The organism is Parashewanella tropica (genome assembly GCF_004358445.1).
GTDB lineage: Bacteria > Pseudomonadota > Gammaproteobacteria > Enterobacterales > Shewanellaceae > Parashewanella > Parashewanella tropica.
Genome location: NZ_CP037951.1, coordinates 337,808 through 351,274 on the forward strand (window position 1 = coordinate 337,808; position 13,467 = coordinate 351,274).

16 protein-coding genes are annotated in these 13,467 nt (G+C 41.9%); 9 read left to right on the forward strand and 7 right to left on the reverse strand.

Going from position 1 to position 13,467, the window contains the following annotated elements; translation table 11 throughout:
* The first annotated feature begins 9 nt into the window (after nucleotides 1-9).
* From E2H97_RS01475 to E2H97_RS01510, 8 genes are all read left to right on the forward strand, one after another.
* Nucleotides 10-1,491, forward strand: coding sequence for an RNA polymerase factor sigma-54 (locus E2H97_RS01475; RefSeq protein WP_133405480.1), 1,482 nt, complete (start codon nucleotides 10-12; stop codon nucleotides 1,489-1,491).
* Nucleotides 1,492-1,531: 40 nt separating this feature from the next.
* Entirely contained in the window at nucleotides 1,532-1,831 is a 300-nt protein-coding gene (hpf, locus tag E2H97_RS01480; RefSeq protein ID WP_133408540.1) for a ribosome hibernation-promoting factor, HPF/YfiA family, read from the forward strand.
* 2 nt (nucleotides 1,832-1,833) lie between these two features.
* Nucleotides 1,834-2,277, forward strand: coding sequence for a PTS IIA-like nitrogen regulatory protein PtsN (gene ptsN, locus E2H97_RS01485; RefSeq protein ID WP_133405481.1), 444 nt, complete (start codon nucleotides 1,834-1,836; stop codon nucleotides 2,275-2,277).
* The gene (gene rapZ, locus E2H97_RS01490) at nucleotides 2,274-3,125 is read left to right on the forward strand and encodes an RNase adapter RapZ (protein WP_133405482.1); all 852 of its coding nucleotides are present in this window, start codon (nucleotides 2,274-2,276) and stop codon (nucleotides 3,123-3,125) included. Before ptsN ends, rapZ begins: the two co-directional genes overlap by 4 nt.
* Nucleotides 3,112-3,387 (forward strand): HPr family phosphocarrier protein, encoded by a 276-nt coding sequence (locus E2H97_RS01495; RefSeq protein ID WP_133405483.1) that lies wholly within the window; start codon nucleotides 3,112-3,114, stop codon nucleotides 3,385-3,387. Before rapZ ends, E2H97_RS01495 begins: the two co-directional genes overlap by 14 nt.
* Nucleotides 3,388-3,414: 27 nt before the next feature.
* Nucleotides 3,415-3,768: a hypothetical protein gene (locus tag E2H97_RS01500; protein ID WP_133405484.1), complete on the forward strand. Its 354-nt coding sequence runs from the start codon at nucleotides 3,415-3,417 to the stop codon at nucleotides 3,766-3,768.
* A gap of 97 nt (nucleotides 3,769-3,865) precedes the next feature.
* Nucleotides 3,866-4,495 carry an HAD-IA family hydrolase gene (locus E2H97_RS01505; RefSeq protein WP_133405485.1) on the forward strand — a complete coding sequence of 210 codons (630 nt, stop codon included), beginning with the start codon at nucleotides 3,866-3,868 and terminating at the stop codon, nucleotides 4,493-4,495.
* A gap of 96 nt (nucleotides 4,496-4,591) precedes the next feature.
* The gene (locus tag E2H97_RS01510) at nucleotides 4,592-5,584 is read left to right on the forward strand and encodes a transposase (RefSeq protein WP_133405486.1); all 993 of its coding nucleotides are present in this window, start codon (nucleotides 4,592-4,594) and stop codon (nucleotides 5,582-5,584) included.
* An 89-nt stretch (nucleotides 5,585-5,673) separates the two neighbouring features.
* On the opposite strand, the gene E2H97_RS01515 is transcribed toward E2H97_RS01510, so the two are convergent.
* The 6 genes from E2H97_RS01515 to lptM form a co-directional block, all read right to left on the reverse strand.
* Nucleotides 5,674-6,393 carry an HAD-IA family hydrolase gene (locus E2H97_RS01515; protein ID WP_133405487.1) on the reverse strand — a complete coding sequence of 240 codons (720 nt, stop codon included), beginning with the start codon at nucleotides 6,391-6,393 and terminating at the stop codon, nucleotides 5,674-5,676.
* Entirely contained in the window at nucleotides 6,393-7,292 is a 900-nt protein-coding gene (xerC, locus tag E2H97_RS01520) for a tyrosine recombinase XerC (protein ID WP_133405488.1), read from the reverse strand. Before xerC ends, E2H97_RS01515 begins: the two co-directional genes overlap by 1 nt.
* Nucleotides 7,292-7,945 carry a DUF484 family protein gene (locus E2H97_RS01525; protein ID WP_133405489.1) on the reverse strand — a complete coding sequence of 218 codons (654 nt, stop codon included), beginning with the start codon at nucleotides 7,943-7,945 and terminating at the stop codon, nucleotides 7,292-7,294. The genes xerC and E2H97_RS01525 overlap by 1 nt, the downstream gene beginning before the upstream one ends.
* On the reverse strand, nucleotides 7,942-8,769 hold the full coding sequence (dapF, locus tag E2H97_RS01530) for a diaminopimelate epimerase (RefSeq protein ID WP_133408541.1): 828 nt from the start codon (nucleotides 8,767-8,769) through the stop codon (nucleotides 7,942-7,944). Before dapF ends, E2H97_RS01525 begins: the two co-directional genes overlap by 4 nt.
* Before the next feature lie 75 nt (nucleotides 8,770-8,844).
* Nucleotides 8,845-10,089 (reverse strand): diaminopimelate decarboxylase, encoded by a 1,245-nt coding sequence (gene lysA / locus E2H97_RS01535; RefSeq protein ID WP_133405490.1) that lies wholly within the window; start codon nucleotides 10,087-10,089, stop codon nucleotides 8,845-8,847.
* Nucleotides 10,090-10,113: 24 nt separating this feature from the next.
* Nucleotides 10,114-10,275 (reverse strand): LPS translocon maturation chaperone LptM, encoded by a 162-nt coding sequence (lptM, locus tag E2H97_RS01540; RefSeq protein WP_133405491.1) that lies wholly within the window; start codon nucleotides 10,273-10,275, stop codon nucleotides 10,114-10,116.
* A 74-nt stretch (nucleotides 10,276-10,349) separates the two neighbouring features.
* On the opposite strand from lptM, the gene cyaY reads away from it, so the two are divergent.
* Complete coding sequence (gene cyaY, locus E2H97_RS01545; RefSeq protein WP_133405492.1) at nucleotides 10,350-10,682, forward strand: iron donor protein CyaY; 333 nt, start codon at nucleotides 10,350-10,352, stop codon at nucleotides 10,680-10,682.
* A 23-nt stretch (nucleotides 10,683-10,705) separates the two neighbouring features.
* On the opposite strand, the gene E2H97_RS01550 is transcribed toward cyaY, so the two are convergent.
* Nucleotides 10,706-13,123 (reverse strand): class I adenylate cyclase, encoded by a 2,418-nt coding sequence (locus E2H97_RS01550; protein WP_133405493.1) that lies wholly within the window; start codon nucleotides 13,121-13,123, stop codon nucleotides 10,706-10,708.
* Between the last annotated feature and the right edge of the window lie 344 nt (nucleotides 13,124-13,467).

A 13,467-nucleotide genomic window follows, 5' to 3' on the forward strand; every position in this document is an offset into this window, starting at 1 on the left:
GCGGTAACTATGAAAGCGTCACTCCAGCTTAAGTTAGGACAACAGCTCACCATGACGCCCCAGCTGCAACAAGCCATACGCTTGCTACAGCTTTCATCATTAGAGCTACATCAAGAAGTTCAGCAGGCTCTTGAATCTAATCCTTTGTTGGAATTAGAAGAAGAGTTAGCCTCGGCTAATGCTGAGTCCGTAACAGCATCTGAGGCTGAGCAAGATATAGTCATAAAGCAAGATGATAATGCGGACATTGCTGAGCCAGTAACGCCTGATACCGCTGAGACTTTAACCCAAGAAAAGCTCACTGAAGAGCTGCCCATGGATACGACTTGGGATGAAACCTTTACCGCTATGCCTACCTCGGGTAGTGGTGCTTTACCGGCTGACGATCTTCCGTTTCAAGGTGAAACCAGTGATGGACTATACGAGCATCTTGAATGGCAAAAAAATCTTACTCCGTTTTCTAGTACTGATTATGGTATTGCGACCGCCATTATTGAGGCCATTGATGAACGAGGGTATTTGACTCAATCGCTTGAAGATATTTTAGAAGCAATGGGCGACCCTGAGATTGAAATGGATGAAGTGGAAGCGGTATTAAAGCGAGTACAACATTTTGATCCCATTGGTGTTGCGGCTCGAGATGTACCAGAATGCTTATTATTACAATTGTCTCAGTTTGATGAGGCAACGCCGTATTTAGCCGAAGCCAAACACATTATTAAAGATCATATTGACTTGATTGCCGTTCGTGACTTTCGATCTTTGTTGAAAAAAACTAAGCTTAGAGAACCACAGTTAAAAGCAGCGATGAGTTTGATCCAAAGTTTAGACCCAAGACCGGGTTTAAACATTGGCCGTAAAGAAGATGAGTATGTTATTCCTGATGTATCCGTGATGAAAAAGAATGGGCGTTGGCAAGTGGAGTTAAATCCCGATGCGATGCCGAAAATCGGACTCAATCAGCAATACGCAGCATTAGCGAAAACCAGTCGTAGCAGTAGTGATACCCAATTTGTTCGTGGTCATCTTCAAGATGCTAAGTGGTTTATTAAAAGTTTAGAAAGTCGCAACGATACCTTATTAAAAGTGTGCAATTGTATCGTCAAAAATCAGGTCAACTTTTTTGAGCATGGCCCAGAAGCCATGAAAGCCATGATTTTGAATGATGTGGCCGAAGAAATCGAGATGCATGAATCGACCATTTCACGAGTGACGACACAAAAATACATGCACACGCCGAGAGGGATTTTTGAACTGAAGTACTTTTTCTCTAGCCATGTGGGTACTGACGATGGCGGAGAATGTTCTTCCACAGCAATTCGTGCTCTTATTAAAAAGCTAGTAGCTGAAGAAAATCAGAAGAAGCCACTCAGTGATAATAAAATAGCGCAATTACTTGGAGAACAAGGGATCAAAGTAGCAAGACGTACCATCGCCAAGTATCGAGAGGCAATGATGATCCCACCATCAAATCAGCGCAAAAGTTTATGATCACATAAACGTCAGCTAACAACGACAGGAGGCAATGGATATGCAAATCCGGATCAATGGTCAACAAAATGGTCAGCAGTTGGATGTTACTGAATCACTAAAAGAATACGTCAGCGGTAAAATGGCAAAACTTGAACGTCATTTCGAACAGATCAATAATGTGCGCGTCGTGCTAAATGTTCGAAAATCGAATCAAACCGCTGAAGCCAGTTTGATATTAAATGGCAAAGAAGCCTATGCCAAATCACAACATGATGATATGTATACTGCCATTGATTTGTTAATGGCAAAGCTCGATCGTCAAGTGATCAAACATAAAGAGAAGTTGATAAAACATTAACGATGGAATTAAACATCATTTTAAAGCCAGAATGCACAACCTGTGCGACGCCTGGCAGTAAGAAGAAAGTACTGGAAATGATCAGTGACTTGGTTGCTTCTCAGTATCCAGAGCTTTCTTCTCAAGAAATCTTTGAGAGCCTCCTCGCCCGTGAAAAAATGGGCAGTACGGGCATTGGAAATGGTATTGCGATCCCACATGGTCGATTAGACAACATCGATACTCCGATTGCAGTATTGATCAAATGTGAGCAGCCCATCGCCTTTGAAGCCATCGATAAGCAACCTGTGGATATCTTGTTTGCGCTATTGGTTCCTTCTGATCAGTGTCAAGAGCATCTTAGTACCTTATCAGCAATGGCTGAAAAACTCAGCGATAAGCAAACTCTCAAACAGTTACGTCGTATTAATGACGAGCAAGAACTTTATCAGGTGATTACTGGATGAAATTAGTCATTGTTTCGGGTCGAAGTGGGTCGGGTAAATCGGTAGCACTTAAAGTACTTGAGGATCTAGGCTATTACTGTGTTGATAATCTACCGATGAGTTTGTTAGGTGGATTAATTGAAGAGCTAAAACCGACTCAAGAGCTGGTAGCGATCAGTGTCGATGTCCGTAATCTACCTGAACAAGACAAAGTATTTGAGCAACAACTGAAAAGTTTCATTGATATTGAGATCCTCAGTTTCTTTATCAGTTCTAATGATGAGGTTTTACTTAAACGATATACCGAAACAAGACGATTGCATCCGCTGGCCTATCAATGCAAAAACTTACCCGAAGCGATTCGTATTGAAGGTGAGCTATTGTCAGGCATGTCTAAGATGATGGATCACTTTATAGATACTTCAGAAACCAATGCTTATCAGCTCAGTGATAAAATCCGAGAGGTTTTGCTTGGTAGAGTCGAGCAAGAGCTGGTGATCAATGTGGAGTCTTTCGGTTTCAAACACGGTCGTCCTAATGATGCTGACTTTATGTTTGACGTTCGATTTCTTCCGAATCCTCATTGGGAAGAAGCCCTTAGACCATTCACTGGGCTTGATAAACCTGTTCAAGATTTTTTGAATGCTCAACCTGAAGTGAATAAGTTTATCTGGCAAATTGCCAATTTGATTGATACTTGGCTACCTCAACTTGAACGGAATAATCGTAGCTATCTGACCATTGCGATTGGCTGTACAGGTGGGCAACACCGTTCTGTGTTTGTGGCTGAGCAGCTTGGTGAGCATTTGAATAAAAATAATCGTAATGTCGAGGTTCGTCATAAGGAACTGGTGAATGCCGACGCTTGAAAAAGAAGTTCTGATTTGCAATAAGCTGGGCTTACATGCAAGAGCAGCCACTAAACTAGCCGTATTAGCCTCAGAATTTGATGCCGAAGTGACGCTCAAGCAAGGTGATAAATCGGCATCAGCTTCAAGTGTTTTGGGATTGTTGATGCTGGAATCTGGCATGGGAAAAACCATTAAAGTTATTGCTACAGGAAAAGATGCTAAAGCGGCTTTAAATGCCGTTTGTCAGCTGATTGATGATAAGTTTGAAGAGGCTTGTTGAACTAGAACCTCATTAAAAGGATGATAGATGAAAGGATTTATCGCGTTACTTTTGATTAGCTTGTTGGCGGCTTGTTCTAGTCATTCAAAGCCTGAGTTTAATACTCCTCTTGCATCCAATGTAAAAGTGCCTCAAAACTACGATTATCAGCTGGATGTCAGTTCTACAATCATTGATGTTTCTTCAGCTAAACCTTTAACTAATCTAGGTAAATTTACTTTTACTGAGCCCTATTATCATAATTGCCTAGTGCTAAAGCCAATTAGAAAACCTAAATACCAATTTATCTATGCCGGAAAGCTCAGTGGCCATTCTATCTTTTCACCCTATGCAGAATACACTGATAGTCATTATTACCAAGTGGTTTTTTTAGATAAATAGTTCTGTCAAAAATATCCTTTCTATTCATCTTGATTAAGACTAAGTTCAGAACTGACGGGTTACTGTCTAGTTAATTGAAATCAACTGTCACACTGTCATGGCATCAATCAAGACATTGCTGTTGGATCTCGGTGGTGTATTGCTCAATTTGGATTATCAGGCTACTGAGCAAGCCTTTGCCAAACTAGGCTTTCGTTCCTTTACTGATTACTATCACCAAAATGCACAACAGCCTTTCTTTGACCGCTTGGAAGCAGGTAAAGAAACCCCAGAGGCTTTTAGAAGCAAGATCCGTGAGCTTTCAGGCCTAGCCTTAAGCAATGATGAAATTGATAGCGCTTGGAATGCAATGTTGTTTGATTTACCCGAATCTCGAATTGAATTGCTATTAAAGTTAAAACCTCATTATCAATTAATCCTGTTTTCAAATACTAATGCCATTCATTATGAGGCTCTGCAATTAATCTTACATCAGCAGTATCAACAAGACATTCTGCAGCAGGTATTCGACCGAGTTTTTTACTCTCATTTACTAGGCTTACGAAAGCCACAGCCAGAAGCATTTAAGAAAGTATTAGCTTCAGCCAATGCCAATCCAGAAACTACATTATTTATCGATGACACCCAAAGACACATCGAAGGTGCGCGCCACTGTAAAATTCAGGCTCGATTGCTACAAAACCATGAAGATGTAGAAGAGATATTAACTCCGTTTTTAAAACCCTAATCAAAATAATTTATTTAGACACCCATAATTATTTGCATTAATTTAAATCCTCGCCTAGGCTTAAAAAATAACCGTTCCAGACAAGGAGAGTCGTGGATGCCTGCCCCTCGAAAAAGTTTAGTTAGCCTGCAAGATACGCCGTATTATCACTGTATCTCTCGTTGCGTGCGTCGTGCTTTCTTATGTGGACTCGACCAGCTCACGGGTAAAAGTTATGAGCATCGGCGAGGCTGGGTAGAACAACGCTTACTGCATCTGGCTGAAATTTTTGCCATTGATATCTGTGCTTATGCGGTGATGTCGAATCATTTGCATGTCGTATTGCACGTAGATTTAGATAAAGCAAAGCGTTGGTCAGATCTTGAAGTGATAGAGCAGTGGCATCGGCTGCATAAAGGAACACCTTTAACGCAGGCGTTCATTCAAGGCGACTCACTCTCAAAGGCTAAAAAGCAAGAGCTAACTAAACAAATCATTGAATACCGAAGTCGTCTTTGCGACATCAGCTGGTTTATGCGGGCATTAAATGAGCCTATAGCTCGGATGGCGAATAAGGAAGATGAATGTAAAGGACGTTTTTGGGAAGGTCGATTTAAATCTCAAGCTTTATTAGATGAAACAGCACTTCTGGCTTGTATGGCTTATGTAGATCTGAACCCGATCCGAGCCAAAATTTCAGACACCCCTATAGATTCCACATTCACGAGTATCCAGCGTCGTATTCAAGCTAAATTAAAAGGCGTACAGCCGAAAGAGTTGATGAAGTTTAACCATCAAGATGTGAATGAGCATGAAAAATGTTTACCACTTGGGATGCGGGATTACATCAAGCTTGTCGAAGAAACGGCATTCAGCCTAGTTCATCATAATAGTGAGCGATTGGTGAAGAGTGAACGTATTTTGATGGGCTTGAATTTACCTTGCGAAAATTGGCTAAGGTTGTGTTCTCGATTTAGCAAGATGTTTAAAGGACCTGCCGGAAACCTAATGGCATTAACCGAGTATTGCCAACGCTTAGACAGAAGACGACGACAAGGGGCGGCTAACAGTGCGAAATGGCTAACTCCGAATAAAGATGAAACTGGCTAACGTGTCTAGTAGCCCTGTATATAACAGGGCTTAGAAAACATAATCTTAACGTTGTGCGCTAATGAATGTTTAACTCAAAGTGGTAATGATTATGGTAGTAAATAGCGAAGTTGCTGAATATCGCTCAGTTCAATATGAGGTAAGGTGGTTATTGGCGACTGCCTTTCGGTTTGGCCATAACCTGGATTTAACCATGCCGCTTGGCAGCCGAAGTTTTTGGCTCCAACCACATCGGCATGAGGGTTATCACCTACATGAAGGATGTGCTCTGGAGCCAACTGCAGACGCTCGCAAGCTAGCGAAAACATATCTGGTGCCGGTTTCATTCTTAAGCCATTTCCAGAATGTAAAATGAATTGGAAATAGTCTGCAATACCAATGGCCTTGGGATCGACATTGCCATTGGAAATGCCAATCAGTGGATAGTGTTGGCTCAAGGCGTTAAGCAATTCAAGGCTGGTTTGAGGAACAGTAAAATTGCTGCGATGGAATAAAAAATGTTCCATGCCTAGCTTTGCCAACTGTTGAGTCTGCTGCTCAGATATTCCTTGTTGCTTAAGAACAAACTTCAATGTTTGCTCTCGACTCTGCCAAGTATCATGAGATAGTTCTGGAGATAGCTCTAGCACTTGTTGTTTTTGACTGAGCCAAAAGTCTGATTGCCATTGATGTGTCGCTGGCGCAATTTGTTGCATACACTTCAGAAATTGTAGTTCAGCCTTTTTGATGATCGGACGGTTGTCATATAGGGTGTCGTCAAGATCGAAGCTAATGACTTGGATTTGGCGAAGACCAAGATAACTGCGCATTATTTTTCCTTTCTTTTTGCTCTTGGATGAGCACCGTCGTAAACCTTAGCTAAATGCTGAAAGTCTAAGCTGGTGTAGATTTGTGTTGTGGATAAATCGGCATGTCCCAACAGTTCTTGTACGGCTCTAAGATCAGCGCTCGCTTCTAGCATGTGCGTGGCAAATGAATGGCGTAATTTGTGAGGGTGAACTTTACTTGATAGCCCTTGTTGCTGTGCCCATTTATTGAGTCGTGTCTGAATACTACGGTGAGATAAACGCTTGCCTTTTTGGGTAACAAAAACTGCAGAATCTAATGTATTAATCGTACTTCGAATGTCTAGCCAATCTTGTAATGCATCTACCGCTTTGGAGCCAACGGGTAACATTCGCATCTTCCCACCTTTACCCATTACAGTGACTTGTTTTAGTTGATCACTAAAATCACTTGTATTCAATGCTGCAAGTTCGGCTAAGCGAAGTCCACTTGAGTAAAACAACTCCATGATCGCTTTGTCACGAACAGCCAACGGATCATCTGGGTTGATATCAACAAGGTGTTGAATGCTATCAACATCAAGATTTTTGGGTAATGGTTTATTTTGTTTAGGTGCGCGAAGTAACACGCTCGGGTCAGTATTGATCTTTCCTTCTCGCAACAAAAATTGGTACAGCTGTTTTATGGATGACAAACTAAGGGCAATACTTCTTGGACTCAATCCTTGTCGATGGAGCTTAGCCAGCAATGATTGTAAATCATCAGGGCTGAGAGCTTGCCAGTGTTGTTCTTCCGTTTGTAATGCTTTAAAACGAGTTAATTCACGTAAGTAATTTCGACAGGTGTAGGGAGACAATCGTCTTTCTGAGCGCAAGTAGCGCTCGAAGTCTTGTTCTATTTTAGTATTGTCTGGCTGCGCCATTATTTGAAACTGCTGAGTTTAAGAGTAATGATAGTTTTCAGTTGCTCGAGGAACAAAGTATCCATTTCCGGTTGAAAATGGGCACCGTTAGGGCTGGCAATGGCAAAAATTACTTTATCACAGCCGTTTTCTGGTGTGAGTTGAGAAAGCGCTACTGAGCCGACTTCCTTCCCAAACAGCTTTTTAGACTCTTGTTGAGTCAGTCGACCTAAGTAATAGCCTGAATGCATGCGCTTGTTCCATAATTGCATCATTTCAGTGTCGACGTCTTGAACCGCGATTAAGCGCACATTTGAAAAGTTAAATTCACTTTTTAATGCATCGGAGAGCGTGTGTTTAAGATCGTCAAACTGAGTACAAGCAAATAAATCTAATACTAATTGGGAGTTGAAACGAAAGATGCGTTCATTATTGGTTGCTGCACTCATCAACGCCGTAATTTCTTCTTCCAGTTGAACGACTCGCTGGCGCAATGACTCTTGCTGACGCTCAACAATCGAGACCGTGCCACGTTGTTGATGCGGTAGCCTTAATGTATGTAATAAATTGGGATAGCGATTAAAAAAATCCGGATTATCAGAGAGGTATTCGTAGACTAACTGTTCGTCCAGCTCAGCACAAACTTTTTCCTTGGGCGTTAAAGCATTACTCATAACTGAATGTTTCCATCATAAACATGTTGCGCTGGGCCGGTCATCCACAATGGTTTTCCTTCACCATCCCATGCGATTTTTAAACGACCGCCGGGTAAATCTACTCGAACGACGTGTTTCAATTTATTTTGCCGTTGTCCAATGGCAACAGCAGCACATGCTCCACTTCCACAAGCTAATGTTTCTTGGGCTCCACGTTCATAGACTCTGAGCTTAATATGATCAGGGCTAATGATCTGCATAAAGCCGACATTAACGCCTTTAGGGAAGCGTTCATGCTTTGAAAGTATAGCGCCAATTTCATCAACGGGCGCAGTTTCTATATCGTCAACTTCAATCACACAATGAGGGTTTCCCATAGAGACAGCACCGCACAAAAACGTTTGCTCTTGAGCTTGCAATAAGTAGATATTTTCGGTTTGCTTGGCTTTAAATGGAATGCGCTGTGGATCGAAAATCGGTACCCCCATATTCACGGTAACTTGGCCGTCTCGTTCAAGACGAAGTGTCATTTTGCCATTGGAAGTGCTGACTTTGACTTTATGCTTTTGCGTTAGCCCTTTATTTTTTACAAAACGGGCAAAGCAGCGTGCACCGTTACCGCATTGCTCCACTTCGCTGCCATCGGCATTGAAAATACGGTAATGAAAATCAAGATCTGGGTCGTATGGCGGTTCTACTAATAACAATTGATCAAAGCCAACACCAAAATTCCGATCAGAAAGGCGTTTGATCTGCTCGGGTGAAAAGAAGACGTTTTGGGTGATGGCATCAATCACCATAAAGTCATTTCCCAAACCGTGCATTTTAGTAAAGTTGATCACATTCGCCTTTCTTTTATCGTTCATAATGCTGTTGTTGTTTCCATTGCTGTAGTGAGTCAAAAAGGTAGAGCTTGATTACGGCAGTAACTGCTCACCTTGCCAAAGCTGCGGTAGGGTTTCACGTTGGCGGATCACATGGCTTTGATCGCCGTCAACGATCACTTCGATCGCTTTAGGGCGAGAGTTATAGTTGGAAGCCATAGTAAACCCGTAAGCCCCACAACTGCGCACAGCAAGGTAATCATTGGCTTTGGTGACAAGTGAACGATTCTTACCCAAAAAGTCGCCGGTTTCACACACTGGTCCAACAATGTCGTATTCTTGAGCCTCTCCAGACTGTTTTATCACAGGAATGATCTGATGATAGGCTTGATACAGCGATGGTCGTAATAAGTCATTCATAGCGCCATCGACAATGGCAAAACGCTTATCTTCATTGTGTTTGAGGTACAGTACTTGAGTGACAAAAATCCCTGCATTCGCAGCAATAGCACGTCCCGGCTCCATAATGAGCTTTAATGGGCGTCCTTCCAATTTTTTTACTACAGCCGCTGCGTATTCATTCGGATGTGGCGGCACATCATCATCATAAGGAACGCCTAAACCACCACCAATATCAAGGTGCTTGATATCAAAACCTTCGGCATTAAGGGTATCAATGAGTACCAACATGCGATCCATGGCATCGAGGAAAGGTTGGATTTCTGTAAGCTGAGAGCCAATGTGGCAATCTGCACCAATCACATTTACGTGAGGTAATGACTGAGCTAGGCGGAACGTGGCCAAGGCATCGTTCATTGCAATGCCAAACTTATTCTCTTTCATACCTGTCGAAATATACGGGTGAGTTCCGGCATCGATATCAGGATTAATGCGTAATGAAACAGGGGCAACTTTGCCGCAACGTTCAGCGACTAAGTTTAGGGTTTCTAATTCCGCAATGGATTCGACGTTAAAGCAATGGATCCCAAGTTCAAGGGCTTCTTGCATCTCTTGTTGAGTTTTGCCAATGCCTGAAAACACCACTTTAGCGGGATCACCTCCGGCTTCAATTACGCGGGCTAGCTCACCGCCAGATACAATATCAAAACCACTGCCCAGTCTTGCCATTAGGTTTAATATGGCTAAGTTTGAATTGGCTTTAACGGCATAGCAAATAAGATGAGGATGATCAGCAATCGCAGTTTTAAATGCTTTAAAATGGCGTTCAAAGGTGGCGCGAGAATAAAGGTACATAGGCGTACCATGTTGTAGAGCTAACGCATGAACATCACATTGTTCAGCCCACAGTCGCTCGCCTTGATAAGTGAAATGATCCATAACTAACTTCCTTTTAGTAACTCATTAATTGGTAATGGACGGGGCTGACTGTGCTTGGTCAACATCAGTTTGTTGCTGAGCTGATGCTTTATTGGTCTCTGGAGTTGGGGTTTGATATAAAGGACCTTTCTGCCCGCAACCACTAAGGCAAAGGCAAGCTAACAACATCAACATCATTGGTTTCATGCGTCTATTACTCTGAGTTTTATACATTTAGAGTTATAATCGCATCCAATGACTAAAAAGCAAAGGGTTCAAGCATGAAAATGACAGATACTGAATATCACCATAAGGTTGATGAGGTATTTCATACCATTGAAAACGCCGTTGAGGCCATGATCGATGAGCAAGATGCCGATATTGATATTGATGCCAGTGGAGGGGTTCTTGAACTAGCCTTTGAAGATGGCTCCAAGATCGTTATCAATAAACAAGAGCCATTGCATGAAATTTGGTTGGCGACGCGCTTTGGAGGTTATCACTTTGGGTTTGATGGCGAAAAGTGGTATGACACTCGTAATCAGTGTGAATTTATTTCTCATCTGGAAGATTCAATTACCAAACAAAGCGGACTGGTGATCAAATTTAGTTAGAGTTAATGAATGATTTTTTTGATTTAAAAATCATTCAGTGCTTCTTCAGCTGATATGCCAAATGGCACGACTTCTAAGTTTCCTTCCGTGCGTTGAAGTAAGAAAAATTGCGGCAAATTAAAATGGCCGCGATTTTCTGTGATTTCACTAAATGCAAAATGGCGACTGATGGTGCTGATCAGTTGCTCAATCGGTTGCTGACGTTGGATAAAATGCTGAATCTCGTTGAACTCATCCATCACAAACACTTCAATATCTTCTCCTGTCTGCCTTAAAAAGTATTGGATGGTATCCATGGCGGCATGATCCAATATGATTGAAGGAGCACAAGCATGTGGGTCTTCACATACTTCTGGACGGGGCAATTCGGTTAATTTATCGCAACTGATGCGTTGATAAAAAGATTTAGGGTCTTGTAGATCTTGGCAAACGGCGCTGTGTCGGTTGATAAAAATCCCAAAACGTTTTTCACCTATATGGATTGGCTGTAATAAAGTACAAGAGTCGGTGGCTCTATGAGTTAACCTCAATGCCTGTCTGGTTAGCTTTTCTATTTGCTGGCTGAGCTGACGAGCGAGACGTCTAGAAGCACTGAATATTTCAATGCCTAGTCCTTGGCTAGCTCGGCTTAATCCCGGTGCCATAAAGGTCAGAGCATCAAGCATTGCAGTATTTCCTTTAAAGCTTCGATAATGCCATTCGCCCCAGCTGTTTACCGATAAAATATCAATACTGCCGAGCATGTTGAGCTTTTTTCGGCCCAAAGAAAAGATGTTGGCATTGAGTACATCTACCATCATTTCTTGCCCTTGCCAGTCATGAGTGGGATCAGACGAAAGGTTAATGAGCAAAATTAACTGACGATAATACCAAGGCTGACATAAATCGTGTTTACTGACGCTGTTGGGTGGTGGAGCGCTTTTTAAAAGACTGAGGATCTGCTTATTAATGGCTTCAATTTTTTTAGACCGTTGCCAAGTATCTAGCGATAAATACCATTTGGTTTTTGGTGATGAAATCTTATTGAAACACACCCACATCAACAAACCTGATAATGCCGTAGCTTGGTATATTGGTGTTTGTCCAATGAAATCTGAGCCTTGTAACGCACCACGATATAAGTAATACAAACCGTCACGATTGGAGTGAAGCACGGTTAATTCATCTTCGGTGATGACAGCGGCAGATACGCGGTTGAGCTTACTGATTTGATGATCATTGTTATGAAAAAATGTGCGTAATTTTCGAGTAAGCACATTCAACTCATCCATTTTTAAACTTTCATCCAGCCCTTGTTTTGAAGCAAAAGCCAATAAGGTTTGATAGCTAGAAAGCAGTAGATCGTATAACTGGCTGTTAAATTGTTGTATTTGTCCACAGTGCCAATGTTCACGCTCGTCTAGTGTTTGTAGTAGGGTCTCAGACCATTGCCATTGCTTGACCAGCTGCTGCATTTTTTCAGCTCGCCAATCGTTTTCATGATCTTCACGAGTGAGCTTTAATCCGCACTTTAAATAAAAACAGCGTCGCAATGCTTCTAATCGCTTAGCATCGTTGAGCTTAAGTAAATAATCTTCAATGTAATAATAAAGCACCAGATAGGGATCGTTTTCCTGAGAAAAATCACCATCTAATATCTTTTGCCATATTTTATCGGTCACCAAAAGAGAATTCGGATAGTCACTGGCATAGGCTTCAAGCAGCAGTACTTTGAGTAACGCTTTATGAGGTTTCTCGATCCCTTTATAAAGGTGCCACAAAGAAGCGCCAAAATATTCACTGGCATCGAGATTACGAACATCACCTAAATGCAGTAATTCAGGAAGTTCTTTGACGTGAGGCCACCAAGCAACAGGTCGTCCAGCAAGGCAAATTTGTGAGCGATAAAACTCTTCTAATAATAACCAGTGCTGTGCGCTACCACTGTGTTCTCGACCTAGAGTTTGATGATGACTTTCAGCTTGTTCGACACAAAATTGCTGTGGATGAACCAGATAAAAATTCACTTCTAAATCGAAACTGGCGAACCATTGAGTCAACTTATCGAGTTTTTGTCTTAGTAATGTTAAATCTGTGGCTAAGGCTTTAGCTTGATGCACGGCCCAAATGTCGATGTCACTGTGTTTTGAGTGTCCGAAACTCGCCACACTGCCCATGGCATAAATACCTTCAAAAATGGGCGCAGATACCGAGTCTATTTCAAGCGGGAAATTAAATATTTGGCAATCTTCAATGAGCGCGTCGTTGAAGGAAAAATCAACGACACCTTTAGACGTATGCCGACTGACAAAACCTGGTACTTCGACGTGGTTCTGATGCAATAAATACGGAAGTAAGCGAAACACCCGTTGCTGCATTGGGGTTAATAATGCGTGAAGGCGTGCAAGTCTTACTTGATTAAGCTGATTGGCGAGTTTAGATATGCGCTGTTGTTCAAGCATCGAGATACTAGGTCAGAACGGCAATGAATGCTCATGCTAGCGATAAATTTGTCAACGAGCAAGTTAAAGTGAAATGGATCACGAAAACGCCTGTTTTATGTCCCAGATCACGAAATTATCATACAAATAACACCTTGATATAAGGGGAAATGGAAGCCATCCCTGGCGGGGGAAGGTGAATTAGGGTTACCCCTATTCAATCAAATACAAAAGTGATTTATCACTTAATCGGTCATGGTGATTCTGGCAGGCAAAGCGATCTCAAGAAAAAGAGTAGCAATATCACGATTAGAAAAAAATCAGGTTAAACCCTGAGTTTTGATTTTCAATGCTGCAAAAATGGT